The sequence below is a fragment of the Streptomyces sp. SID8374 genome, from assembly GCF_009865135.1.
Taxonomy (GTDB): Bacteria; Actinomycetota; Actinomycetes; order Streptomycetales; family Streptomycetaceae; genus Streptomyces.
In genome coordinates, this window is sequence record NZ_WWGH01000002.1 from 18,840 (window position 1) to 43,327 (window position 24,488).

Annotated in this window: 21 protein-coding genes and 2 tRNA genes; 17 read left to right on the forward strand and 6 right to left on the reverse strand. The window is 71.4% G+C overall.

All coding sequences use genetic code 11. From position 1 onward, the window contains the following. The first annotated feature begins 16 nt into the window (after positions 1–16). Positions 17–973, forward strand: a complete 957-nt coding sequence (nudC, locus tag GTY67_RS23720; RefSeq protein ID WP_093693868.1) for an NAD(+) diphosphatase — start codon at positions 17–19, stop codon at positions 971–973. Between the two features lie 71 nt (positions 974–1,044). Here nudC and GTY67_RS23725 read toward each other — a convergent pair whose 3' ends face one another. Beyond that, positions 1,045–1,299, reverse strand: coding sequence for a glutaredoxin domain-containing protein (locus tag GTY67_RS23725; RefSeq protein ID WP_073878569.1), 255 nt, complete (start codon positions 1,297–1,299; stop codon positions 1,045–1,047). 278 nt (positions 1,300–1,577) lie between these two features. On the opposite strand from GTY67_RS23725, the gene GTY67_RS23730 reads away from it, so the two are divergent. The 5 genes from GTY67_RS23730 to GTY67_RS23750 all read left to right on the forward strand — a co-directional run bounded on the left by GTY67_RS23730 (position 1,578) and on the right by GTY67_RS23750 (position 5,620). Beyond that, positions 1,578–3,797: an ATP-dependent DNA helicase UvrD2 gene (locus GTY67_RS23730; protein WP_161280243.1), complete on the forward strand. Its 2,220-nt coding sequence runs from the start codon at positions 1,578–1,580 to the stop codon at positions 3,795–3,797. Positions 3,798–3,963: 166 nt separating this feature from the next. Beyond that, positions 3,964–4,293, forward strand: coding sequence for a hypothetical protein (locus tag GTY67_RS23735; RefSeq protein WP_161280244.1), 330 nt, complete (start codon positions 3,964–3,966; stop codon positions 4,291–4,293). A 164-nt stretch (positions 4,294–4,457) separates the two neighbouring features. Next, the gene (locus GTY67_RS23740) at positions 4,458–4,826 is read left to right on the forward strand and encodes a WhiB family transcriptional regulator (RefSeq protein WP_015611216.1); all 369 of its coding nucleotides are present in this window, start codon (positions 4,458–4,460) and stop codon (positions 4,824–4,826) included. Further along, positions 4,823–5,182, forward strand: coding sequence for a hypothetical protein (locus GTY67_RS23745; RefSeq protein WP_176727602.1), 360 nt, complete (start codon positions 4,823–4,825; stop codon positions 5,180–5,182). The genes GTY67_RS23740 and GTY67_RS23745 overlap by 4 nt, the downstream gene beginning before the upstream one ends. Before the next feature lie 234 nt (positions 5,183–5,416). Next, complete coding sequence (locus GTY67_RS23750; protein WP_161280245.1) at positions 5,417–5,620, forward strand: hypothetical protein; 204 nt, start codon at positions 5,417–5,419, stop codon at positions 5,618–5,620. A 7-nt stretch (positions 5,621–5,627) separates the two neighbouring features. On the opposite strand, the gene GTY67_RS23755 is transcribed toward GTY67_RS23750, so the two are convergent. Both GTY67_RS23755 and GTY67_RS23760 read right to left on the reverse strand, forming a co-directional pair. Further along, positions 5,628–7,127, reverse strand: a complete 1,500-nt coding sequence (locus tag GTY67_RS23755) for an AarF/ABC1/UbiB kinase family protein (protein WP_161280246.1) — start codon at positions 7,125–7,127, stop codon at positions 5,628–5,630. 63 nt (positions 7,128–7,190) lie between these two features. Continuing rightward, positions 7,191–8,336: a ThiF family adenylyltransferase gene (locus tag GTY67_RS23760; protein ID WP_161281582.1), complete on the reverse strand. Its 1,146-nt coding sequence runs from the start codon at positions 8,334–8,336 to the stop codon at positions 7,191–7,193. 291 nt (positions 8,337–8,627) lie between these two features. Between GTY67_RS23760 and GTY67_RS23765 the strand changes: the two genes are divergently transcribed. From GTY67_RS23765 to GTY67_RS23780, 4 genes are all read left to right on the forward strand, one after another. Beyond that, the gene (locus tag GTY67_RS23765; protein WP_161280247.1) at positions 8,628–9,272 is read left to right on the forward strand and encodes a M48 family metallopeptidase; all 645 of its coding nucleotides are present in this window, start codon (positions 8,628–8,630) and stop codon (positions 9,270–9,272) included. A gap of 138 nt (positions 9,273–9,410) precedes the next feature. After that, positions 9,411–11,024, forward strand: coding sequence for a TerD family protein (locus GTY67_RS23770; protein ID WP_161280248.1), 1,614 nt, complete (start codon positions 9,411–9,413; stop codon positions 11,022–11,024). Positions 11,025–11,036: 12 nt separating this feature from the next. Then, positions 11,037–11,717, forward strand: a complete 681-nt coding sequence (locus GTY67_RS23775; protein WP_093691315.1) for an AIM24 family protein — start codon at positions 11,037–11,039, stop codon at positions 11,715–11,717. 17 nt (positions 11,718–11,734) lie between these two features. Continuing rightward, the gene (locus tag GTY67_RS23780; protein ID WP_093691317.1) at positions 11,735–12,490 is read left to right on the forward strand and encodes an AIM24 family protein; all 756 of its coding nucleotides are present in this window, start codon (positions 11,735–11,737) and stop codon (positions 12,488–12,490) included. A 58-nt stretch (positions 12,491–12,548) separates the two neighbouring features. On the opposite strand, the gene GTY67_RS23785 is transcribed toward GTY67_RS23780, so the two are convergent. Further along, positions 12,549–13,097, reverse strand: a complete 549-nt coding sequence (locus GTY67_RS23785; RefSeq protein ID WP_093691319.1) for an NUDIX hydrolase — start codon at positions 13,095–13,097, stop codon at positions 12,549–12,551. After that, a complete protein-coding gene (locus tag GTY67_RS23790) occupies positions 13,094–14,542 on the reverse strand; it encodes a zinc-dependent metalloprotease (RefSeq protein WP_093691321.1) in 1,449 nt (482 codons plus the stop codon). The genes GTY67_RS23785 and GTY67_RS23790 overlap by 4 nt, the downstream gene beginning before the upstream one ends. A 190-nt stretch (positions 14,543–14,732) precedes the next feature. Here GTY67_RS23790 and GTY67_RS23795 point away from each other — a divergent pair, with 190 nt between their 5' ends. From GTY67_RS23795 to GTY67_RS23805, 3 genes are all read left to right on the forward strand, one after another. Continuing rightward, entirely contained in the window at positions 14,733–15,890 is a 1,158-nt protein-coding gene (locus GTY67_RS23795) for an SDR family oxidoreductase (RefSeq protein WP_093691323.1), read from the forward strand. Positions 15,891–15,999: 109 nt separating this feature from the next. Then, a complete protein-coding gene (locus GTY67_RS23800; protein ID WP_161280249.1) occupies positions 16,000–16,461 on the forward strand; it encodes a molybdenum cofactor biosynthesis protein MoaE in 462 nt (153 codons plus the stop codon). Between the two features lie 401 nt (positions 16,462–16,862). Continuing rightward, entirely contained in the window at positions 16,863–17,969 is a 1,107-nt protein-coding gene (locus GTY67_RS23805) for a PDZ domain-containing protein (protein WP_161280250.1), read from the forward strand. Between the two features lie 24 nt (positions 17,970–17,993). On the opposite strand, the gene GTY67_RS23810 is transcribed toward GTY67_RS23805, so the two are convergent. Further along, a complete protein-coding gene (locus GTY67_RS23810; RefSeq protein WP_237502904.1) occupies positions 17,994–18,554 on the reverse strand; it encodes a PPA1309 family protein in 561 nt (186 codons plus the stop codon). A 136-nt stretch (positions 18,555–18,690) separates the two neighbouring features. On the opposite strand from GTY67_RS23810, the gene GTY67_RS23815 reads away from it, so the two are divergent. From GTY67_RS23815 to GTY67_RS23830, 4 genes are all read left to right on the forward strand, one after another. Then, positions 18,691–21,651 (forward strand): UPF0182 family protein, encoded by a 2,961-nt coding sequence (locus tag GTY67_RS23815; RefSeq protein WP_161281583.1) that lies wholly within the window; start codon positions 18,691–18,693, stop codon positions 21,649–21,651. A 42-nt stretch (positions 21,652–21,693) separates the two neighbouring features. Further along, positions 21,694–21,767: transfer RNA gene (locus GTY67_RS23820), tRNA-Met, on the forward strand. Positions 21,768–21,978: 211 nt separating this feature from the next. Beyond that, a complete protein-coding gene (locus GTY67_RS23825; protein ID WP_161280251.1) occupies positions 21,979–24,210 on the forward strand; it encodes a tetratricopeptide repeat protein in 2,232 nt (743 codons plus the stop codon). An 89-nt stretch (positions 24,211–24,299) separates the two neighbouring features. Further along, positions 24,300–24,373: transfer RNA gene (locus GTY67_RS23830), tRNA-Met, on the forward strand. Positions 24,374–24,488 lie beyond the last annotated feature (115 nt).

Consider the following 24,488-nt stretch of genomic DNA (forward strand, 5'->3'; position numbering starts at 1 on the left):
GGAGTAGGAAGCACCTGTGAGCACCTTCGACAACGCCACCGCAGACCGCCCGATCGGCCTCACCGCGCCCAGCGGCATCGACCGCGCGGCGCACCACCGCCTCGACGAGGCGTGGCTGGCCGTGGCGTGGAGCCACCCGACGACCCGCGTCTTCGTCGTCTCCGGCGGGCAGGTGCTGATCGACGACACCCCCGAGGGGGGCACCTCCATCGTGATGACCCCGGCCTTCGAGGCCCCGGTCACCGAGACCCACCGGTATTTCCTGGGCACCGACGAGGAGGGCGTCAGCTACTTCGCGCTCCAGAAGGACTCGCTGCCCGGCCGCATGGACCAGTCGGCCCGCCCGGCCGGGCTGCGCGAGGCGGGCCTGCTGCTCGGCCCCCGCGACGCCGGTCTGATGGTCCACGCGGTCGCCCTGGAGAACTGGCAGCGCCTGCACCGCTTCTGCTCCCGCTGCGGCGAGCGCACGATCATCGCGGCGGCCGGGCACATCCGCCGCTGCCAGGCCTGCGGCGCCGAGCACTACCCGCGCACCGACCCGGCGGTCATCATGCTCGTCACCGACGACCAGGACCGTGCGCTGCTGGGCCGCCAGGTGCACTGGCCCGAGGGGCGCTTCTCCACGCTCGCCGGGTTCGTGGAGCCGGGGGAGTCGATCGAACAGTCCGTGGTCCGCGAGGTGTACGAGGAGGCGGGCGTCACCGTCGGCGAGGTCGAGTACGTCGCCAGCCAGCCGTGGCCCTTCCCCTCCAGCCTGATGCTGGGCTTCATGGCCCGGGCGACCTCCTCGGAGATCAACGTCGACGGCGAGGAGATCGAGGAGGCCCGCTGGTTCTCCCGTGAGGACCTCACCGCCGCCTTCGAGTCGGGCGAGGTCATGCCCCCGTTCGGCATCTCGATCGCCGCCCGGCTGATCGAACTCTGGTACGGGAAGCCGCTGCCGAGGCCGGGCAGCCTGAACCGCACGAACTGAACCCGCACACACCGCTGCCCCCGGCGTATGCCGGGGGCAGCGGTGGAAAGCCGGTGCTCGGTGCGCGGGCCTCAGGCGGCCAGAGCCTGCTTCACCTGGGCCAGCGACGGGTTCGTCATGACCGACTCGGTGCCGGAGGGGGAGACGATCAGAAGCGTCGGGACCGTCTGGTTTCCGCCGTTCGCCTTCTCGACGAAGGCCGCCGAGTCCGCGTCGTGCTCGATGTTGACCTCGTTGTACGCGATGCCCTCGCGGTCCATCTGGCCCTTGAGCCGACGGCAGTAGCCGCACCAGGTGGTGCTGTACATCGTCACAGTGCCCGCCATGTCGCTGGCGCTCCCTTGTCTCGTCCGTCCCGCTGCGCGGCCGGCAGCGTCACCTGCGGTCGGCGGCCTGGGCCGCTCTCCGCACCGGATGGAACGTACGGGAGGCGTCCACCATTCCCACACCCGGTCCCAGGACCCGGCGTCCCGCACCGGCACGACCCGTCGACCGCACGACCCGTCGTCCCGCAGGACGACGGGTCCCCGCATCAGTACGACGAATACCTCACCCCTGTGGACAACCGCCGCATCGGCCCCACGGGACCTGGCAGCATGGCGGGGTGACAGCAGCAACGCATTCCACCCTCTTCCCGCAGGTCCCCGAGACCCCGGACGCCGTTCTCGACGGGCTCGACCCCGAGCAGCGCGAGGTGGCTCTGGCCCTGCACGGACCGGTGTGCGTGCTGGCCGGAGCGGGTACGGGCAAGACCCGCGCGATCACCCACCGCATCGCGTACGGGGTGCGGGCGGGCATCCTCCAGCCCTCCACGATCCTCGCCGTCACCTTCACCAACCGGGCCGCCGGGGAGATGCGCGGCCGGCTCCGCCAGCTCGGCGCGACCGGGGTCCAGGCGCGGACCTTCCACTCCGCGGCGCTCCGCCAGCTCCAGTATTTCTGGCCGAAAGCAGTCGGTGGCGAGCTCCCCCGGCTGCTGGAGCGGAAGGTGCAGCTGGTGGCCGAGGCGGCCGCCCGCTGCGAGCTCCGCCTCGACCGCAACGAGCTGCGGGACGTCACCGGTGAGATCGAGTGGGCCAAGGTCACCCAGACCGTCCCCGCCGACTATCCGGCCGCCGTCGCCAAGACCCAGCGGGACGCCCCCCGCGACCCGGCGGTCCTCGCCCAGATCTACTCCACGTACGAACAGCTCAAGCGCGACCGCTCGGTGATCGACTTCGAGGACGTGCTGCTGCTCACCGTCGGCATCCTCCAGGACCGGCAGGACATCGCCGACCATGTGCGCGGCCAGTACCAGCACTTCGTCGTCGACGAGTACCAGGACGTGAGCCCGCTCCAGCAGCGCCTGCTGGACCTGTGGGTCGGCGACCGGGACAACCTCTGCGTCGTCGGCGACGCCAGCCAGACGATCTACTCCTTCACCGGGGCCACCCCCGACCACCTGCTGAACTTCCGCACCCGCCACCCCGGGGCGACGGTGGTCAAGCTGGTCCGGGACTACCGCTCCACCCCTCAGGTCGTCCACCTCGCCAACGGTCTGCTGAGCCAGGCCCGGGGCAGGGCCGCCGACCACCGGCTGGAGCTGGTCTCGCAGCGCGACAAGGGACCCGAGCCGGTCTACGCGGAGTATCCCGACGAGCCCCACGAGGCCGAGGCGACCGCCCGGCGCATCCGCGACCTGATCGCGGCGGGCGTCCCGGCCGGGGAGATCGCCGTGCTCTACCGGGTCAACTCCCAGTCCGAGGTCTACGAGCAGGCCCTCGCGGACGCGGGTGTGGCCTACCAGCTGCGCGGCGCCGAGCGGTTCTTCGAGCGGGCGGAGGTCCGCGAGGCGGGCACCGCCCTGCGCGGCGCCGCCCGCGCCGGGCGCAACGACTCCCTGCTGGACGGGGCGGAGGGGCTGCCGTCCCAGGTGCGGGCGGTGCTCTCCACCAAGGGCTGGACCACCCGGCCGCCCGCCGGGTCGGGGGCGGTGCGCGACCGCTGGGAGTCGCTGGCCGCGCTGGTGCGGCTGGCGGAGGACTTCGAGGCGGCCAGGCCGGGGGTGACCCTGTCCGACCTGGTCCGGGAGCTGGACGAGCGGGCGGCCGCCCAGCACGCGCCGACGGTCCAGGGCGTCACGCTGGCCTCCCTCCACTCGGCGAAGGGCCTGGAGTGGGACGCGGTCTTCCTGGTCGGCCTCACCGAGGGCATGATGCCGATCGCGTACGCCAAGACCGACGAGCAGGTCGAGGAGGAGCGGCGCCTGCTGTACGTCGGCGTCACCCGCGCCCGCCTCCACCTCTCGCTCTCCTGGTCCCTGGCGCGTTCCCCCGGCGGACGGGCGAGCCGCAGGCCCACCCGGTTCCTGAACGGGCTGCGGCCGGGCTCCACGGCGCTCGGTGCCCGGGGCGGGGCCGGAGGCGGCGGCGGGATCGACCGGGGGACCGGCCGGGCCGCGCGCGCCGAGCGGACCGAGGCCGTCGAGAGCAGGCCCCGGCAGACGGCGCGGTGCCGGGTCTGCCGCCGTCCCCTCACCGACGCGGGCGAGATGAAGCTGATGCGGTGCGAGGAGTGCCCGTCCGACATGGACGAGGCGCTGTACGGCCGGCTGCTGGAGTGGCGGGCCGGCCAGGCGGCCCGGCTGAGCCAGCCGGACTACTGCGTCTTCACCGAGAAGACCTTGATGGCCATCGCCGAGGCCGTGCCGTCCACCGAGGGGGAGCTGGTCGTCATCGCCGGTGTCGGGAACCGGAAGCTGACCCGTTTCGGAGCCGACGTACTGGCCATCTGCGCAGGTGAGACGGTCGGTGAGGGGGCCGAGGAGGGCGACGGCGAGGACTGAGAAAAACTCGTCCAGAAAATAGTTTGCGCGCGCACCAGTCGTCACCATAGGTTCTTAACCACGGGAACAGCGACTTCTCTGAAGCCCTGAATCCGTGCTGTACTTATCCGAATACGCGCGACCGGCTCCGGCCGGTCACCCTAGACGCCGAGAGGAGGCGATTGAAGTGATCAGCATCATCGAAACCCAGAAAATGACCGGTCTTTCGGTCGTCTCCGCCTGCTCGCTCGGCTTCGCCCGCTCCTCGGCTGCTTCGCTCCGCGCCACCGGTCTGTCCGGCATCTCCGCCGTCAGCCCGCTGTCCCTGGCGAACCTCCCCGTGATGCGGGAGCGCAATGAGCGACCGATCGAGGCACCGGCGGCAGCAGTAGCGAAGGATGCACAGGCTCAGGCCTATGCCTTTGCGGCAGCCGGTGCCGGAGCCAAGAAGCAGACGCAGCAGCACCACACGATGTGGGCCTTCCGTGGGCCTGAACCCTGGAGCGATCCAGCCTGATCCAGCATCAGGCCGGCGCCTCAGGGCCGCGGAACCCCACTCGGGATCCGCGGCCCTTTTGTTTTGTCCGAACGGACGGGACACACCGAAGGCGCCTCGGGCCAGCAGTACCAGCCGCCAACCGGCCAACCGGCCGGCACGACCAGACGAGGACACCACCCACCGTGCAACTCGAAGCGCACGCCCCGTCAGTACCGCAGTCCGACTCGATCTCCCCGCCCGGCTCCACGGAGGACTCCACCTTGCTCCCCCTCACCGCGCTCACCGCGCTCGACGACGCCATCGAGAACCTCGGCGTGCCCGTCCCCTGCCGCTCGTACGACCCGGAGGTCTTCTTCGCCGAGTCCCCGGCCGACGTCGAGTACGCCAAGTCCCTCTGCCGTACCTGCCCGCTCGTCGAGGCCTGCCTCGCCGGTGCCAAGGAGCGGCGCGAGCCGTGGGGCGTCTGGGGTGGCGAGCTCTTCGTCCAGGGTGTCGTCGTGGCCCGCAAGCGGCCGCGTGGCCGTCCGCGCAAGAACCCGGTCGCAGCGTGACCGCCGACTGCGGCGCCCCCGCCCCCACGCGGTGGCTGCGCCTAGGAACGATCGACCGTCCCCAGACCCATGACCCCCGGAATCAGGCACCAATGATCACCCCCACGCAGGAGCCCGTCGGCTCCGCAACCCTTGACGTCACCATCACCGGCGCGAACGACTCGCGTCAGAACAGGACCCGCGAGATGCAACTCATCCCAGAAGCCCTGGCTCGTGCGCATATGCACGACCGCCTGCGGGAGGCCGAGGTGGACCGCCAGGCGGTGCGCCTCGTCGCCGCCCGCCGGATGCAGCGCCGAGCGGAGCGCGCCTCGCTGCGCGCCCGCCGCGCGCTGGCCATGGCCGTCATGCACTGAGAGGCCCCGCCTCTCCGCTCCACGCCGGAGCATCGACGCGCCTCGACCGGCGCCGACGCTCCACAACCGGAGCTCCGACGCTCCATGACGGAGCACCAGCGCTCCTCACCGGGTAACCGCTCTGCCCGGTGAGGGGCTGCCGAGGTCACCACCCGACTGCGGGGCTGTCCGAACGAGGACGGCCCCGCAGTGCGTTGAGCTGCCGGGTCCCGGTGGCGGGGGTATCGTCACGAGGTGGACGAGGAGACGCATCCCCCCGAAGAACCGGCCGCCGGACCGGTGGTCTGTGCCCGCTGCGGCACCGCCGCCGAAGGCGCGACGGCCCCGCTGACCTGGCTCTCCTCCGTGGAGGACGGCCGCCGCCTCCACTTCTGCGAGGCCTGCGCCCGCCTCCACATCAGAGCGATCGAAAGCCGCCTCGACTCCGTGTGGTGGTGACCGTCGCCTACGCGTCGCCCTCCGCGACCAGCTCCGGCTCTCCGCTCTCCGCCGCGGACTCAGGGTCTTCGGCCTCCCCGGCCTCCTCGGCGAACCCCGGCAGCCACGCTTCGAGCTCGTCCCGCAGCCTGACCGCCGCGCCGAGCTGGCACAGCACCCCGATCGTGCTGAGCGTGACCCGGTGGATCAGGAGGTAGGACGGCGGGAGGTTGAGCTGCCTGCCGAGCTGGTGCGCGGGGGAGCGGGGGTCGGCTATCCGGGCCGCCTGGTCCCGCAGCCAGCCCCGGGAGAAGGCGAACTCCTCCACCTGCGCCGGTTCGATGATCGGGAGCAGGTAGTCGAGTACCTCGTCCGGCTCCAGGTCGATCGACTCCTTCACGAACCCCTCGTCGCGCAGCCGCCCGTACACCCCGGCCGCGTCGCCCTCCAGCGTCATCCGCAGGGACTCACCGATGGTTCCCGGCAGCCCGCCCGGAAGCCGGTCCACCGTGCCGAAGTCCAGCACCCCCAGCCGCCACGCAAGGGACTCCGGCTTGCCCGCCGCGTCCGCCGCGTCCGCCGCGTCCGCCGCGTCCGTCGCATCCGCGCCATCCGCCGCATCCGAGTCGTCCGTGCCATCCGCCCCTTCCACCGGGGGCAGCAGCCGGAAGTTGCCCGGGTGCGGGTCGGCGTGGAGCAGGCCGGTCCGTGCCGGGCCGGAGAAGAGGAAGCGCGCCAGCAGCTGCCCGGCCCGGTCCCGCTGCTCCGCCGTACCGTCGGCGATGACGTCCGCCAGCGGGATCCCGTCCATCCACTCCGTGATCAGCACCTGGTCGGACTGGTGCACCACCCCAGGGATCACCACATCGGGATCGTCCGCGAACTCCTCCGCGTGGATCCGCTGGGCCTGTGCCTCCAGCTCGTAGTCCAGCTCCTCCGACACCCGGTCGCGCATCTCCTTGATGAGCGGCTTGATGTCCATCCCCGGGACCAGGGGACCGAGCAGCCGGGCGAAGCGGCTGAGCTGGGTGAGGTCCGAGAGCAGCGCCTCGCCCGCACCGGGGTACTGCACCTTCACGGCGACCTCCCGGCCGTCGTGCCAGACCCCCCGGTGCACCTGCCCGATCGAGGCGGCGGCCGACGGCTTGTCCTCGAACTCCAGGAAATACTCCCGCCACTCCTCGCCGATCCGTTCGGCCAGCACTGCGTGGACCGTGGCGGCGGGCAGGGGCGGGGCGGCCTCCTGGAGCTTGGTCAGCGCGGCCCGGTAGGGGCCCGCGACCTCCTCGGGCAGCGCCGACTCGAAGACGGAGAGGGCTTGGCCCAGCTTCATGGCCCCGCCCTTCAGCTCGCCCAGGGTCTTGAACAGCTGGTCCGCCGTGCGCTGCTGCACCTCGCGGGCGACCAGCTCGGCGGATCTGCCGCCGATCCGCTTGCCCAGACCCCAGGTGGCACGGCCGGCGAAGCCGAGCGGGAGCGCGGCCAGCTTGGCCGTACGCGTAACCGCCTTCCGGGGAAGATCAGACATGTGCCCCTCCAGTTCCCAGACTGCCGTGCCGCTCGGACCTCCGGTGTCACCCGTCGGCGGCGGTCACCCGGCCATTGTGTCCTGCGCCGGAACGGAGCCGGAGGCCCCCGCCCCCTCCGCGCGCTCGGCCGCCCCGCAGGAGCAGTCGGCATGCGGGCCGATCCGCTCGCTCCGCCAGTCCAGCAAGGGCAGCGCGGCCTCCCAGCGCGCTCCGGTGCTGGCCGGCAGCTCCCCGTCCAGGAAGGACAGCGCGTGAGCCGCGGCGAGTCCGGCGACCGCGGTGGCCAGCCCCAGGTCGCAGGCGGGCACCGCACCCCGCCGCCCCGAACGCCACTGGGCCAGCATCCGCGGCCACTGCGAATCCCGGTCCGCGCGGTGCAGCTCCAGACACCCCGCGCACCCGGTGCCGCCCGGAAGCACGAGCGGTCCCACCACCCCCGTGGCCTCGATCACCCCCGCGTAGAGATGAGGGGTGCCCGACGCGATCCAGCAAGCCGCGCTGTCCGGCACCGGCGCATACACCGAGAGGCCGTCCCGGGGTGCGACGACGATCAGCGAAAGCCCGGGCTGCCCACCGCCCGTACCCCGCTCCGCCCCCGTCGACCGGGGCGCGGGTCCGGCGGCGGCCTGACGGACGAGCCGGCGGGCCGCCACATCGCGCCGTTCCCCCACGGCCGAGGGCGGAAGCCCGGCCGGCGCCACGTCCCCCGGTTCGGCCCGGCCCCCGTCCAGCACCTCCACATGGCCCACCCCCGAGCCGGACAGCACGGCGGCGATCGACGCGCCGACCCGGCCCGCACCCCGCACCTGGACCCGCATCCCCCGCCGGGCCGCCATCCGGCGCAGCCCCTCGCCCGGCCCGGGATGGACGACGGAGAGCGAGGCCACGTCAGGGCGTTGACGCTCCATCACCTCGGCCCGGTGGCGCAGGACATCCGCCTGCGGGCCCGCGGACCGTGGATCGTCGAGAAGGCCCGCCTCCGCCAGCCGCCGCACCAGGACGTCCACATGACGGTCCGACAGATCCAGGGCCCGTGCCTCCTCGCGCAGCAGTGGCAGGCCGCGCGTCCCGTCGAGCAGCTCCAGAAAGCTGCCCGTCGCGATGTCCACCGGGCCCAGCGTCACGGCGTGCGCCGGTGTCACCCCGAATTGGACGGTGTTCCGTCCGCGCCAGGCCCGGCGCAGCGCGGGCTTCAACATCGGATGCAGGACTTCTCCCCCGAGACGCACGGCTTTCCCCCGATCGGTGTCGTGACCGCGTGCTCGGGAGGATTCCCGGCCGCGTCGGTGCATTGCCAGAATGCGCGCCCGCGGCGAAGCGTGCTCGGAGATATCCACAGGAAAGGGGATCAGTCATTCAATAGCACCGCTCATGGTGCGAATCGAGGATGCACCGAGGACGCATCGAGGTGCGCATCGTGGTGAGGGGAGTGAAGGGGATCGGTGGTGAACGGATCCGGAGGCGGGACTTCCCCCACGTACAGCGGGTAACGTCGAGGCGTGCCCGCAGACCCGTCACCCGGCGTCGCCGGGGAGATCCCCGCGCGCAGCGCCGCGAGCCAGCAGCGCAGCGCCGCGCGCCAGCAGCCCGGCCCGGCCGCCCGTACGCCCCGTGCCTCGGCGACGAGCGCGGTCGAGGTCCGCAGGAGCACCCGGCGCAGGAAATCGGTCTCCGCGTACCGGGAGGGCGGCCGCACGATCGTGCTCATCCCCGCCCGGATGTCGGAGGCGGAGGAGCGGCGCTGGGTGGGCGTGATGCTGGACAAGCTCGCGGCCCAGGAGAGCAAGCGGGTCCTCGGGGACAGCGAGCTGACGGAGCGGGCCGAGCGGCTGTCCGCCCAGTTCTTCGACGGCAGGGCCCGCCCCGCATCCGTCCGCTGGGTGACCAACCAGAACACCCGCTGGGGCTCGTGCACCCCCGCCGAAGGCAGCATCCGGCTCTCGCACCGGCTCCAGGGCATGCCGGAGTACGTCGTCGACTACGTACTCCTCCATGAGCTGGCCCATCTGCTCGTCCCCGGCCATGGCCCGGAGTTCTGGCGGCTGCTGGAGGCGTATCCGCGTACCGAGCGGGCCCGTGGCTACCTCGAAGGAGTGGTGGCGGCGGAGCAGTTTCCCCCTCCGCCCGGCGCGCGCGAGGAGTGAGACCGGCGCACGCGGCGCTCCCGATGAGCCGCGTTCGGCGATTCTGTACCGGGTCTGTACCGGCTTGGCCGGATGTCGCGGTTTGCGGTTAGCCTGACGCGACGCATTCACCTTCGGGATGGGGGACGGTCGTTACGTATGGCCAGGGAATTCCAACGAGGCCACAAGGCCAAGCTCAGTGATCTCACACCGGGGACAGATCTGTACGTAGGTGTGCAGATTGCCGCCCCTGGGCTGACCTTCGACATCAGCTGCTTCGGCCTGGACGCCGACGAAAAGCTCTCGGACGACCGGTATTTCATCTTCTTCAACCAGCCGAAATCGCCCGAGGAGGCCATTCAGCTCCTCGGTCCGCAGTCCGGCGACACCGAGTCCTTCCGCGTCACACTGGACCGCATCCCGGCCACCGTCCACAAGCTCTCCTTCACCGCGACACTCGACGGTGCCGGGCAGATGTCGCAGGTCGGCCCCGGGTACATCCGGATCGTCGCGGGCGGCGAAGAAGTGGTCAGATACGCCTTCACCGGTTCGGAGTTCACCACCGAGCGCGCGGTGATGCTCGGTGACTTCTACCTGAAGGACGTCTGGCGCTTCGCCGCCGTCGGCCAGGGCTTCGACGGCGGTCTCGAAGCGCTCCTGAAGAACTTCGGCGGCGAGGTCGCCGAGGAGGAAGAGGCGCCGCCCGCCCCGCAGGCGGCCCCCGGGTTCGCCCCGCCGGCCCAGGCCACCGCGCCCCCGGCCTTCGCGGCACCGCCCGCCCCGCCCGCACCCCAGGCCCCGCAGCCCGCCCCGTCCTTCGGCGCCCCGCCCCCGCCCGCCCCCGCGCCGCAGCAGCCGATGCACGCCGCGCCCACGATCGCGGCGCCGCTCACCCCGCAGGCGCCCCCGGCCCCGTACGGCCAGCCCGGGCACCAGCCCCCGCCGCCCCCGCCCCCGCAGTTCGGCCAGGTCCCCGGCCAGGGCACCCCGCCCTACGGCCAGCCCGCGCCCGCTCCCTACGGCCAGCCGGCCCCGGCACCGTACGGGCAGAGTGCCCCGCCCCCCTTCGGGCAGCAGCCCGCCGGTGTGCCGCAGGGCGTTCCGGCGGCCGGCGCCGGGCTCGAGGCGGCCCTCCAGAAGTACAAGGAGACCCCCACCGGACAGCGCTGGACCCCGCAGAACCAGCAGCTCATGCGGGTCGACCTGACCATCGGCGGCGCCGGGGTGCTGGCCCGCCAGGGCAGCATGGTGATGTACCAGGGCAAGGTCGACTTCGGCTACAAGGGCGCCGGGTTCGTCGGCCGGGTCGTCGGCAACGCCACCGGCCAGGAGATGCAGCTGATGCGCTGTACCGGCCGCGGCCAGGTCTTCCTTGCCGAGGAGGGCTCCTACCTCCACCCGATCGAGCTCCAGGGCGACGCCATCTGCGTCTCTGCGGAGAGCGTCCTCGCCTTCGACGAGTCCCTCCAGTACGAGATCCGCCGGGTCGAGGGGCACGGCATCCCCGGCGGCGCCCTGTTCACCATGCAGTTCCAGGGCACCGGGACCGTGGTCATCAAGACCCACGGCACCCCGGTCGTCCTGCCGGTCACCCCCACCACGTTCGCCGACTGCAACGCGGTGGTGGCCTGGTCGGCCGCGTCCCAGGTGATCGTCTCCAGCCAGGTCCGGCTGCGCCGCAACGCGTACCCGGGACACAGCGGCGAGACCGTGAACCTCCAGTTCCGGGGAGCCCCCGGCAACTTCATCGTCGTCCAGCCCTACGAGGTCTAGAGGGAGCCCGTCATGAACCAGCAACTCGCGGGCTTCGCCCCGACCCCCGTCACGGCCCGCATGGAGAACCACGGCTCGGCCATGCTCAAGGTCGCCATGGCCTCCGGACAGGACCTCTACGCGCGCACCGGATCGATGGTGGCGTACGAAGGGTTCATCCAGTACGAGCCCAACCCGCCCGCCGTCCGGCAGATCGCCTCCCAGTGGATCACCGGCGAGGGCGCACCCGTCATGAAGTGCTCCGGCGACGGACTGCTCTACCTCGCCGACTACGGCGCCGACGTGGTCGTCATCAACCTGAACAACGAGTCCATCTCGGTCAACGGCACCAACCTCCTCGCCTACGACGCGCACCTCACCTGGAGCGTCGAGAGGGTCAAGGGGATGGCCAAGTTCGCCGGACAGGGGCTGTGGAACGTCGTCATCCAGGGCACCGGATGGGTCGCCATCACCTCCCGGGGCACCCCGATCGTCGTCGACTGCGGACGCGGCGACGACGAGACGTACGTCGACCCGGACGCGCTCGTCGCCTGGTCCACCAACCTCAAGGTCAAGGGCAAGCGCAGCTTCAAGGCCGGGGCGCTGATCGGCCGCGGCAGCGGGGAGGCGTACCAGATGGCCTTCTCCGGGGAGGGCATCGTCGTCGTCCAGCCGAGCGAGGACAGTACGGACCGCCTGCGGATCCGGAACTGAAGGGAGGGGAACACACCATGCAGAGTCCGCTTTTCAGCCACACCGAGCAGCAGTCCCAGGACCGGTACACCATCCAGAACCCGCAGCTCCTGCGGGTCTCGCTGACCGGGCAGGACGACATCCTCGCCCGCAAGGGCGCGATGGTCGCCTACCAGGGCCTGATGGACTTCGACGGCGAGTACCAGTCGCACGGCCAGCGGCGCGCCCGCGCGCACACCGGCGAGGGCCTCGACCTGATGCGGGTCTCCGGCCAGGGCACGGTCTACTTCGCCAACCTCGCCCAGTACATCCATGTCGTGGACGTCGACCGCGAGGGGATGACCGTGGACAGCGCCTACGTCCTCGCTCTCGACTCCTCGCTGCACACCGAGGTCATCGCGGTGGACAGCCAGTACGGGATCTCCGGCAGCGGCAAGTACCAGCTCAACATCACCGGCACCGGCAAGGTCGCCCTCATGACCTCCGGCCAGCCCCTGATGATGCAGGTCACGCCCGAGAAGTACGTCAACGTGGACGCCGACGCCATCGTGGCCTGGTCCAGCGCCCTGCGGGTCCAGATGCAGGCCCAGACGCACTCCAGCGGTGTCTTCAGGCGCCGGGGCAACACCGGGGAGGGCTGGGAGCTCAGCTTCCTCGGACAGGGCTTCGCGCTGGTCCAGCCGAGCGAGGTCATGCCCCCGCAGAACGCCCAGATCGGCGGGGGCGCCCGCGCCCAGTTCGGCATGGGCCAGCAGGGGGCCTACGGCCAGAACCAGAACAACGCCTGGAACTGACCGGGCAGCGGTAAGGGGCGGCCTCTGTGGAGGCCGCCCCTTACACATGTCGCGCGGGCTACAGCCGCGCGCGCGTCGCCTCCAGCAGCCGTACGACGGAGGCGTCGGCCACCTCGGCCACGTCCTCGTAGCCGAACCAGCGCAGCTCCAGCGACTCCTCGCTGATCCGCTCCGCCGCTCCCGCCGGGGCCAGCGCCGCGTACTGCACGTCGAGGTGCCAGTTGCAGGGGGCCGGGATCGGGTGCCGGTCCAGCCGGACCGGGCCGCCCGGCAGCAGGGTGAGCCCCGTGATGCCGGACTCCTCCGTCGCCTCCCGGAGCGCCGCCGCCTCCAGAGTGGTGTCCTGGGGCTCGCAGTGCCCGCCCATCTGGAGCCACATCCGGAGCTTGCGGTGCAGGGTGAGCAGCACCTTCTCCCGCTCCGGATCGATCACCAGGGCGCTGGCCGTCAGATGCCCGGCCCCGCACGCCTTCCACATGGCGTCGTCGTGGACCGCCAGGTGGTCCAGATAGGCCTGGCGCAGCTCGGCCTGACCATCGCCGGACCCGGCCTCGCCCTCGGGGGCGTAACCCTTCAGTACGAGGGTGGCGTCGTCGTGCAGGGTCACCGGTCGCGGCCGTCCTTGCCGTCTTCCGTGCCGTCCTCGCCCTTATCCTCGTCGCTCGCGGTGCCCTCGGAGGGCTTCCGCGGGCCTTGCGCGGCCTCGCCGAGCATCTTGTCCAGCTCGGAGAAGTCGGCCTGCTCGTGGTGGACGAAGCCGTCCGGGTCGTCCAGGTCGTGGGCGGTGGGCAGCATGTCCGGGTGCGCCCACAGCGCGTCGCGGCCCTCCAGACCCCGGGCGTCGGTGAGCGAGGCCCACAGCCGCGAGGCGTCCCGCAGCCGGCGCGGGCGCAGCTGGAGACCGATGAGCGTGGCGAACGTCTGCTCGGCCGGGCCACCGGAGGCACGGCGCCTGCGCATCGTCTCGCGCAGGGCGTCCGACGAGGTCAGCCGGGACTTCGCGGCCTCGTGGACCACCGCGTCCACCCAGCCCTCGACGAGCGCCAGAGCCGTCTCCAGACGGGCCAGGGAGGCCTTCTGCTCGGGTGTGTCCTCGGGCTGGAACATGCCCTGCTGGAGGGCGTCCTGCAACTGCTCGGGGTTCGAGGGGTCGAACTGTCCGACCACGTCCTCCAGCTTGCTGGTGTCGACCTTGATGCCCCGCGCGTACGACTCGACCGCGCCGAACAGGTGCGAGCGCAGCCACGGCACATGGGCGAAGAGCCGCTGGTGGGCGGCCTCGCGCAGGGCCAGATACAGCCGCACCTCGTCCTGCGGGACGCTGAGGTCCTTGCCGAACTGCGCCACGTTCAACGGGAGCAGCGCGGCCTTGCCCGCCGGGCCGAGCGGCAGCCCGATGTCCGTGGAACCGACCACCTCACCGGCCAGAGTGCCCACGGCCTGCCCGATCTGCTGGCCGAACATGGCGCCGCCCATCGACCGCATCATGCCGATCAGCGGGCCCGCCATGGCCTGCATCTCCTCGGGCAGCACATCGCCCATCGCCAGGCCCACCCGCTCGGCCACCGGGTCGACCAGCTGCTGCCAGGCCGGCAGCGACGCCTCGACCCACTCCGCGCGGCTCCACGCCACGGTGGAGACCGAACCGGAGGGCATCGACGTCACACCGTCCAGCCAGAGATCGGCCAGCCGCAGCGCCTCGTCGACCGCCGTCCGCTCGGAGGGGCCGACGCTGGCGTCCTTGGTGCCGTCGGCCGTGCCCTGCGAGACGGTCTGGCGGGCGATCTGCTTGGCCATGTCCCAGTTCACGGGACCGCCCTCGTAGCTCAGCATCTGCCCGAGCTGCTGGAAGGCCGCACCGAGATCGTTCGGATTCATCGCGCCGAACATTGCGGCGAACGGGTTGTCCCCGCCGGCCCCCGGCCCGAAACCGAACGGGTTTCCCGGCCCGCCCGCGCTCTGCCCACCTTCGGTGGGGTCCTTCTTCTTGCCCTCGTCGCCGTTCTCCGGCTCCTCCGGCGGAAGGCCGAATCCGAATGGGGTGTCACTCACGGGTTTCCTCGGCTCGTAGGGCCGCCGGCTCGAACCGACGGCGACTGCCCGACATCACCATCCAGCGTAGACACCACGCCCGCTTCGGGCCTCAGTGCTCCGCCGACTCCCGGCCTGCGGCAGGATGGACGCCACCTGGTACGTACGCGTCATTCGGGTACGTACTGAAGACAACCGCTGGAGACGCCCGGTGAGTTCCCCAGATCCGCAGGTTCGCGCAGCGCGAAACCTGACCGACCCGCCGCCCGAGAGCACACCCGAGAAGAAACGCCCCAGGTCCCCCAGGAACCGGGGCCCCGTCGTCGCGGTCACCGGTGCCGCGACCGGCGTCGGCGAGCTGCTGACCGCCCATCTCGCCGCATCCGACGAGGTCAAGCAGGTCATCGCGATCGACGAACGCCGCGGAGAGGTCTCCGAGGCGACCTGGCACATCCTGGACGTACGGGACCCGGCCATCGCCGAGAAGCTGCGCGGCGCGGACGTCGTCGTGCACCTGGCCCTCGACCTCGACCTGGAGACCGACCCCGCCGCCCGCACCGCGTACAACGTGCGGGGCACCCAGACCGTGCTCACCGCCGCGGCCGCCGCCGGGGTCCACCGGGTCGTGCTGTGCACCTCCGCGATGGTCTACGGGGCCCTCGCCGACAACGATGTGCCGCTCTCCGAGGACGCCGAGCTGCGGGCCACCGCCGAGGCCACCGGGGTCGGCGACCTCCTGGAGATCGAACGGCTGGGCCGCCGCGCACCCCGCGCCCACCCCGGGCTCAACGTCACCGTCGTACGCCCCACCGTCCTGGTCGGCGGCACCGACACCGCGCTGACCCGCTACTTCGAGTCACCGCGTCTCCTGGTTGTCGCCGGTTCCCGGCCCACCTGGCAGTTCTGCCACGTCGACGACCTGGTGACCGCCCTGGAGTACGCCGCCCTGGAGAAGATCGACGGGGAGTTCGCGGTCGGCTGCGACGGCTGGCTCGAACAGGAGGAGGTCGAGGAGCTCAGCGGCGTACGCCGGATGGAGCTGCCCTCCGCCGTCGCCCTGGGTGCCGCCGCCCGGCTGCACCGCATCGGCCTCACCCCCTCCCCGGCGGGCGACCTGGCGTACACGATGCACCCCTGGGTGGTCAGCGTGAGCCGGCTGCACGATGTGGGGTGGCGGCCGAAGTGGACCAACGAGGAGGTCCTCGGGGCGCTCCTCGAAGAGGTCGAGGGACGCCACACGCTGGCCGGCCGCCGCCTCGGCCGCAAGGACGCCACCGCCGCCACGGCCACCGCCGCCGGTGCCACGGTCGCCCTGCTCGGTACGGCCGCCCTCGTCCGCCGCGCCCGCAAGGCCCGCCGCCGCATCTGACCGCGTCCACGGGGCGGCCGGCCGTCTGTAGGAGGCTCCAACGCGGTCGGGTGTCCGCCGGTCGAACAGGCAATTCCGGGTTGTCGGTGCCGTACGGCACGATGGGGGCATGGCACGTACTCAGGACCACCCCGGCGAGCAGGCGGCTTCGGACCCCATCCGGCTGCTGGCGATCCGCGAGAGCGCACTCTCCGTCGACGAGCTCTTCCGTGCCGTCGGGGACGACGCCGCGGGCGGCATCGCCCTCTTCGTCGGCACCGTGCGCAACCACGACGGCGGCCAGGACGTCGGCGCGCTCGGGTACTCCTGCCACCCCTCCGCCGAGGACGAGCTGCGCCGAGTGGCGGAGAAGGTCGTCGCCGACTTCCCGGTCCGCGGCCTCGCCGCCGTCCACCGGGTGGGTGAACTGGGCGTGGGCGATCTGGCGGTGGTCGTCGCCGTCGCCTGTCCGCACCGCGCGGAGGCCTTCGCGGCCTGCCGCAAGCTCATCGACGACCTCAAGCACGAGGTTCCGATCTGGAAGCACCAGCGTTTCTCCGACGGTACGGAGGAGTGGGTCGGAGCCTGCTGAGCGCAAACCGGACCGGGGCGCATCAGCCCCGATTTGCGTAACCGACCCCCTGCCATGAGCGTTGGTCTTCCGGATCGTTAATCTGCAGATCGATCACTCGGTCGCTCATGGGGTAGGGAGGTCGTGATGGCGGCACTCGCTTGGCTGTTGATTCCACTTTTCGCTGCTGTCGGCGGTGCGATATGGGCGTCTTGGGCTGCTCGCAATCGCACGACCGGCGATGTCACCGAACTCGCCGGCTACGCCAGGTTCCGTGACGCGATGGAGAAATCGCACTCCGGTTCCGAGGCTCTCTGAGGCCGTCGAACGCCGCGTGACTCTCTTTCCGCCGCGTCCCGGCCGCTCCTCGTACGGACCGGCCCCGGCGGTGGACGGACGGGCCCTTCCCGTACTGTCGTTCCATGCCACGCCGCACCGCGACGATGCTCGCCTCCACCCTCATCCTCATCGCGCTGCTCTGCGCAGGCCTGCTGATCAAAGTGCCGTATTCGGAGATGTCTCCCGGACCGACGGTGAACACCCTGGGTGAGGCGCGCGGCGAGCCGGTCCTGCGGATCGTGGGCCGTGACACGTACCGGACCACCGGGCATCTCAACATGACGACGGTCCGGGTCACCGGTGCGGACTACCGGATGAACCTGGGCCAGGCCGTCTACGGCTGGCTGGCCCACGACAGCATCGTCGTACCGCACGACACGCTCTACCCGGACGGCAAGACCGAGGAGCAGTCGACCCAGGAGAACGCCGAGGAGTTCAGCCAGTCCCAGGAGAGCGCCAAGGTGGCCGCCCTGACCGAGCTGGGCATCCCGGTCGCCACCCAGGTGATCGTCTCCAGCGTGGTCAAGGACAGCCCCTCCGAGGGCAAGCTGCACGCGGGCGACGTGATCAAGTCCGTCGACGGCACCGAGGTCAAGGAGCCGGGCGACGTGGCCGAGCTGGTCACGAAGCACAAGCCCGGCGAGGACGTCACGTTCACCATCGTCCCGGCCAAGGAGGCGGCCGCCGCCGAGAAGGCCGGCCGGACCCCCGAGGGCGGCCGGAAGATCACCATCACCACCGAGAAGGCGGCGGCCTCCGAGGAGACCGGCGGGAAGGAGCGGGCGATCGTCGGCATCAAGGCCGGGACGGACCACACGTTCCCGTTCGTGATCGACATCAAGCTCGCGGATGTCGGCGGGCCCAGCGCCGGTCTGATGTTCTCCCTGGGCATCATCGACAAGCTCACCCCCGGCAACCTGACCGGCGGCAAGTTCATCGCGGGCACCGGAACCATCGACGACGCGGGCAAGGTCGGCCCGATCGGCGGGATCAACATGAAGCTGGTCGGGGCCCGCTCGGCGGGCGCCCGCTACTTCCTCACGCCCGACGAGAACTGCGCCTCGGCCGCCGCGGACACCCCGGTCGGGCTGACGCTGGTCCGGGTCAAGACCCTCGACGACGCCAGGAAGTCGCTGGAGAAGATCAGCGAGGGGAAGACCGACGCGCTGCCGAGCTGCTCGGCCGGCTGACAGCGCGTCGGGAAGCGGGCGGCGTCAGGACTCGAACGTCGCCGCGAGGGCCTCGGCGAGCCCCGGGACCAGACCGGCCCCGGTCAGCACCTCGGTGGGGGAGTCCTTCTCGCGCAGCCGTACGGCGGACTCGCGCGCCCCGTCCCGCAGCACGGCCACCGTCATCCGCACCTCCTGCCGGTCCGGGTGCTTGGCGACCCACTGGGTGAGCTTCTTGTCGCTGAGCCCTTCCGGTACGGAGGCCTCGGCGGACGGCGGCAGCATCAGCCGCTCCACGGTCATGGCGCAGCCGACCACGGCGTCGGGCCAGGCGATGGTGCCGAGGAAATCGTCCAGGGCGGTACCGGCGGGCAGCTCCTCCTGCTCGATCGGGGTGAGGGAAGCGGTCGTGGCGGCGGAGTCGTCCAGCCCGAGCTGGGTGGCGAGAGCGGGCTCCTGGACCCGCAGCCGGGCGGTGTCGACCAGGGCGAACAGCCGGGCGGGCTGGTCCCAGCCGAGGGTGGAGGCATAGGCGTCGATTTCGAGGACGGCGACGGTGAGCGGGCTCGCGGCCATCGGGGGTCCTGCGGGGGAAACGTTGGGCATGGGCAATATCCTGCCTCCTTCGGCCCCGGTATCGGGAACTAGGTAAAGCTTCAGTAAGTTGCATAGGTGGGCTCTACGACCGCTGGGGCCGCTCCACACGACCGCGAACTTCGAGGTGCGCACGTTGGCTTTCCAGATGCCGGACCGCGGCGGAGGCCCGACCGGGCCACGGATCAGTGTCGGCCGCCCGTCCCGGCGGGTCCGCACCCTGCTCATGACCTTGGGGGTCCTGGCGGTTCTCGCCATGGTCTTCGTCATGTTCGCCGGGTTCTGGACGGACTGGCTCTGGTACCGGTCGGTCGCGTATTCCTCCGTCTTCACCACCACCCTGTGGACCAAGATCGGACTGTTCCTCGTCTTCGGACTGCTGATGGCCCTGGCCATCGGCGTGAACATCTGGCTCGCGCACCGGCTCCGGCCGCCGCTGAGCGCGATGTCGCTGGAGCAGCAGAGCCTGGACCGCTACCGCATGAGCGTCGCCCCCTTCAAGAAGTGGGTGCTGCTCGCCGTCACCGCGCTCGTCGGACTGATCGCCGGAGCATCCGCCTCCGGCCAGTGGCGTACGTGGCTGATGTACATCAACGGTGTGCCGTTCGGCCAGAAGGACCCCCAGTTCAAGCTGGACGTCGCCTTCTACGCCTTCGACCTGCCCTGGTACCGCTTCCTGCTGGGCTTCGGCTTCGCGGCGACCGTGCTCTCGCTGATCGCCGCAGCCCTGACCCACTACCTGTACGGCGGGCTGCGCATCACCAGCCCCGGCGCCCGCGCCACCGGAGCGGCCACCGGCCATCTCTCGGTGCTGCTCGGCATCTTCGTCTCCCTGAAGGCCGTGGCCTACTGGCTGGACCGGTACGGGCTCGCGGTGAAGTCCAGTGACTTCAAGGCCGCGGAGAACTGGACGGGCCTGCGGTACGTCGACGCCAACGCCTACCTCCCGGCGAAGACCATCCTGTTCTGCATCGCGGCGATCTGCGCGGTGCTGTTCTTCGCGACGCTGTGGCGCCGCACCTGGCAGCTGCCGGTCATCGGCTTCGGCCTGATGGTGCTCTCGGCGATCCTGATCGGCGGGCTCTACCCGGCGATCGTGCAGAAGTTCCAGGTCCAGCCGAACGAGCAGGCCAAGGAAGCACCCTTCATCCAGAAGAACATCGACGCGACACGCGATGCGTACGACATCGATGACGCCGTGATGGAGGACTACTCGGGCCAGGCCACCACGAGCGACGACACCAAGCTGCGTGCCGCCGCCAACACGGCCGCCAGCTACCGCGTGATGGACCCCAACGTGGTCTCCCCGGCCTTCCAGCAGCTCCAGCAGCGGAGGAACTACTACCAGTTCCCCAAGACGCTGGACGTCGACCGCTACAAGGGCGAGGACGGCAAGGAGCAGGACACGATCATCGGTCTGCGTGAGCTGAACATCCAGGGCCTGCCCAAGCGGAACTGGATCAACGACCACTTCACGTACACCCACGGCTACGGCGCCATCGCGGCCCGCGGCACCAGCACCGGCACCAACCCGACGGGGTCCCCGGACTTCACCGAGTCGGGCCTGCCCTCCACCGGTGAGCTGGGCAAGTACGAGCAGCGGATCTACTACGGCGAGAAGACCGAGCAGTACTCCATCGTCGGCGGGCCCCAGAAGGAGCTCGACTACGAGGAGGACGGCGAGAAGACCACCAGCTACAAGGGCGACAGCGGGGTCAGTCTCTCCAACACCTTCAACCGTGCCGCGTACGCGGTCGCCTTCAGCGAGCCGCAGATCATGTACTCGGGAGCCATCGGTGACGGCTCGCGCATCCTGTACAACCGCACGCCCAAGGAGCGCGTCGAGGCGGTCGCCCCGTGGCTGACCATCGACGGTGACGCCTACCCGGCGGTCATCGACGGCCGCATCCAGTGGATCGTCGACGCCTACACCACGACGAACGGCTACCCGTACGCGTCCCGGACGACGCTCGGCGACACCACGGCCGACTCGCTGACCACCAATCAGCGCGCGGTCGTCGCCCAGCAGAACCAGGTCAACTACATCCGCAACTCGGTGAAGGCCACCGTCGACGCGTACGACGGCAAGGTCAAGCTCTACGAGTGGGACACCAAGGACCCGGTCCTCAAGACCTGGCGCAAGGCGTTCCCGGGCACGGTGAAGGCCCGTTCGGAGATCTCGCAGACGCTCATGGACCACCTGCGCTACCCGCAGGACCTCTTCAAGGTCCAGCGCGAGCTGCTCACCCGGTACCACGTCGAGGACCCCGCGCAGTTCTACAGCGGCTCCGACGCGTGGCAGGTGCCGGACGACCCGACGACCAAGGAGTCGGGTGCCGTTCCGCCGTACTACCTGTCCATGAAGATGCCGGGCCAGGACCAGCAGGCGTTCTCCCTGACCACCACGTTCACCCCCAGGGGGCGGCCGAACCTCGGCGCCTTCATGGCGGTGAACGCGGACGCGGCCAGCAAGGACTACGGCACGATGAGACTGCTCCGGGTCACCTCCACGGTGAAGGGCCCGGGCCAGGTACAGAGTGAGCTGAACGGTAACGACGACGTCGCCGAGTTCGTGAGGAACCTCAAGGGCACGGACTCCGACATCGACTACGGCAACCTGCTGACGGTTCCGCTCGAAGGCGGCTTCCTCTACATCGAGCCCGTCTACACGCGCGGTGGCACCCAGAACTACCCGCTGCTGCGCAAGGTGGCCGCCTCGTACGGCTCGAAGATCGTCTTCGAGAACAACCTGGGAGACGCGCTCAACGCGGTCTTCGGGGTCGACGGCGACGCGGACACCACACCCGACCCGAGTGACCCGCCTGGTGACACCACCAAGCCGCCGGCCACCGGCAGCGACGCGCTCAAGAAGGCCATCGTGGACGCCCAGAAGGCGTACAACGACGGTGAGGCGGCGCTGAAGGAGCAGGACTGGCCCGCCTACGGCAAGGCGCAGGACGCGCTCCAGGAGGCTCTGGAGCGGGCGGCCAAGGCGCAGCCCACGGGCGGTGCCGAGGGCGACAAGGCGGCCACTCCCGAGAAGGACGGCGCGGCCGACCCGGCCAAGAAGCCGGACGAGAAGCCCGCCGAGGGCGACCAGGGCACCTGAGAAAGCTCCACCCCGCGTCGTGGTACGGTTTGAACACAACGACGCGGGGTGGAGCAGCTCGGTAGCTCGCTGGGCTCATAACCCAGAGGTCGCAGGTTCAAATCCTGTCCCCGCTACTGAAAGACGAAGGCCCGGATCCTATGGGATCCGGGCCTTCGTCATGTCGCCGTGTCTTTCCTGTTCCGTGGGCGTGAAGTGCGGTTCGCTGGGCACCAGTTGGGTTCCGGCGTGTTTGACTTGTCTCTCTGTGGGCATGTCGACAAAACGCTGAAGTGACCTCACTGACCGCGATATACCAGGTGTACGCGGGTTACAGGTGGTGCGACGATGGTATTTATGGGGGACAGGGCAACTCTGTTGGAGACAGGGCGGTTTGTGCAGCGGCGCGGCCAGAAGGCGGACAAGGTGGCAGATGCGGCCTTCGCTGCCGTCATCGCCGGGGCGGCCGGAGCGAGCACGAGCACACCCGGACCACGGGACGCCACCACCGCCGGTGGAGCAGGGCCCGCCGTCGAGGCGCCGGTCCGGGGCAGGGGGCGTGCCACGAGCGAGACCACCGCGACGGTGGGACACGTGGACGCGGACGCCGTGCACGCCACCGGCGCCACGGGCGTGACCACGCCGGACGCGACCACCACCGACGCTGATGCGGGCACCACGGACGCCGTCGACGCGGCGGACAGCGCCGAGGCGGAGGCGCGCCACCGCCGGGCCGCCGAGGCCGGGGACACGGCGTCCATGAGCGTGCTGGGCGCGCTCCTGCTGCGCCGGGGCGAGCTGGACGGCGCCGAGACCTACCTCCGCGCCGCCACCGCCGACGGTGACCGGGCCGCCGCCAACAACCTGGGCGTCCTGCTGCACCAGCGCGGCTACCCGGACGAGGCCGCGGGCTGGTGGCGCGTCGCCGCGGTGGCCGGCTCCGCCGCCGCCGCGCACGCGCTGGGCCGCCACTTCCGCGAGCGCGGGGACGAGCCCGGCGCCGAATACTGGCTGCGCCAGTCCGCCGAGCAGGGCCACGCGCTGGGCGCCTACGCCCTGGCCGACCTCCTGGAGCACCGCGGCGACATCGGCGCCGAGCGCTGGCTGCGCGCCGCCGCCGAGCAGGGCCACCGGGAGGCCGCCTACCGGCTGGCCCGCACCCTGGAGCGGAACGCGGTCGAGGACCCGCACGACGCCTTCGGCCTGGGCCGGTCCACCGGCCGCAGCCGCCTCGGCCTCCCCGGCGACCCGGCCCCGGCTGCCCCCGACGCCCTGAAGGCGGACACGCAGGGCACCAAGGGCGTAAAGGACGAGAAGGGCGCGAAGGGCGGAGCCGGTGGCGACAGCCCCGTGGCCGGTCCCGCCGCGGGCCGCGTCGGCGAGGCCGAGCAGTGGTACCGCCGTGCCGCCGCCCGGGGGCACCGCCGTGCCGCCCTGCACCTCGGCGCGATCCTGGAGCAGCGGGGCGAGCTCAAGGAGGCGGGCCGCTGGTACCTCACCGCCGCCAAGGACGGCGAGGCCCGCGCCGCCTGTGCGCTGGGCTTCCTGCTGCGCGACGCCGGTGACGAGGAGAGCGCCGCCGTCTGGTGGCTGCGCGCCGCCCAGGACGGCGACGGCAACGCGGCCAACGCGCTGGGCGCCCTGCACGCGGCGCGCGGCGAGCAGCAGACCGCCGAGCGCTGGTACCGGGCCGCCATGGACGCCGGTGACGTCAACGGCGCGTACAACCTCGGGCTGCTCTGCGCCGCCCAGGACCGTACGCCGCAGGCCGAGCAGTGGTACCGCCGCGCCGCCTACGCCGGGCACCGCGAGGCCGCCAACGCGCTCGCCGTGCTGCTCCTCCAGGCCGGGGACCACACCGGTGCCGAGCCCTGGTTCTCCAAGGCGGCCGAGGCGGGCAGCGTGGACGCCGCCTTCAACCTCGGCATCCTGCACGCCGGACGCGACGAGGACCGTACGGCGCTGGGCTGGTACCAGCGCGCTGCGGCGGCCGGGCACACCGACGCCGCGCTCCAGGTCGCCATGGCCCTGCTGCGCGAGGGTGACGACCGGGAGGCCGAGCGTCATCTGCGCTGCGCGGCGGGTGGCGGCAGCGCCGAGGCGGCGTTCCGGCTGGCCGGGGTGCTGGACGCGCGCCAGCCGCCGCCGGGCCCGCCCGCGCTGGGTGAGCCGATGCCGGAGAAGACCGAGTGCGAGGAGTGGTACGAGCGGGCCGCCCAGCAGGGCCACCGCCGCGCCCAGGTCCGGGTCGGCATGCTCGCGGCCGCCCGCGGGGACGTGGAGAGCGCCGCCCACTGGTACCGGGAGGCCGCCGAGGCGGGCAGCCGCAACGGCGCCTTCAACCTGGGGCTGCTCCTGGCCCGCGAGGGCAGCGAGCGCGAGGCCGCCCTGTGGTGGAGCCGCGCCGCCAACGCCGGGCACGGGCGGGCCGCACTGCGCCTGGCGCTCCTCGCCGCCCGCCGGGGCGAGCTGACCGAGGGCCAGCGCTGGTGTGCGCGGGCCGTGGAGCTGGGCCCGGCCGAGGTGGCCGAGCGGGCGGCCCGGCTGCGCGACGCGCTCCACCAGGAGCTCACCGCGTAGCCCGTGCCGCCTGCGAAAGCCGGGCCTCCGGGGCCGGTGTGAATGAATTTGCGCCGTTCGACCTGCTGACGTAATGTTGCATTCACCGACGCGGGGTGGAGCAGCTCGGTAGCTCGCTGGGCTCATAACCCAGAGGTCGCAGGTTCAAATCCTGTCCCCGCTACTGAAGAGCGAAGGCCCGGATCTCGATCAGAGATCCGGGCCTTCGTCATGTCCGGGAACGGATTCGTCGTGTCCGGGGACGCAGGAGCCGGGTGTCCGGGAACAAAGGAACCGGG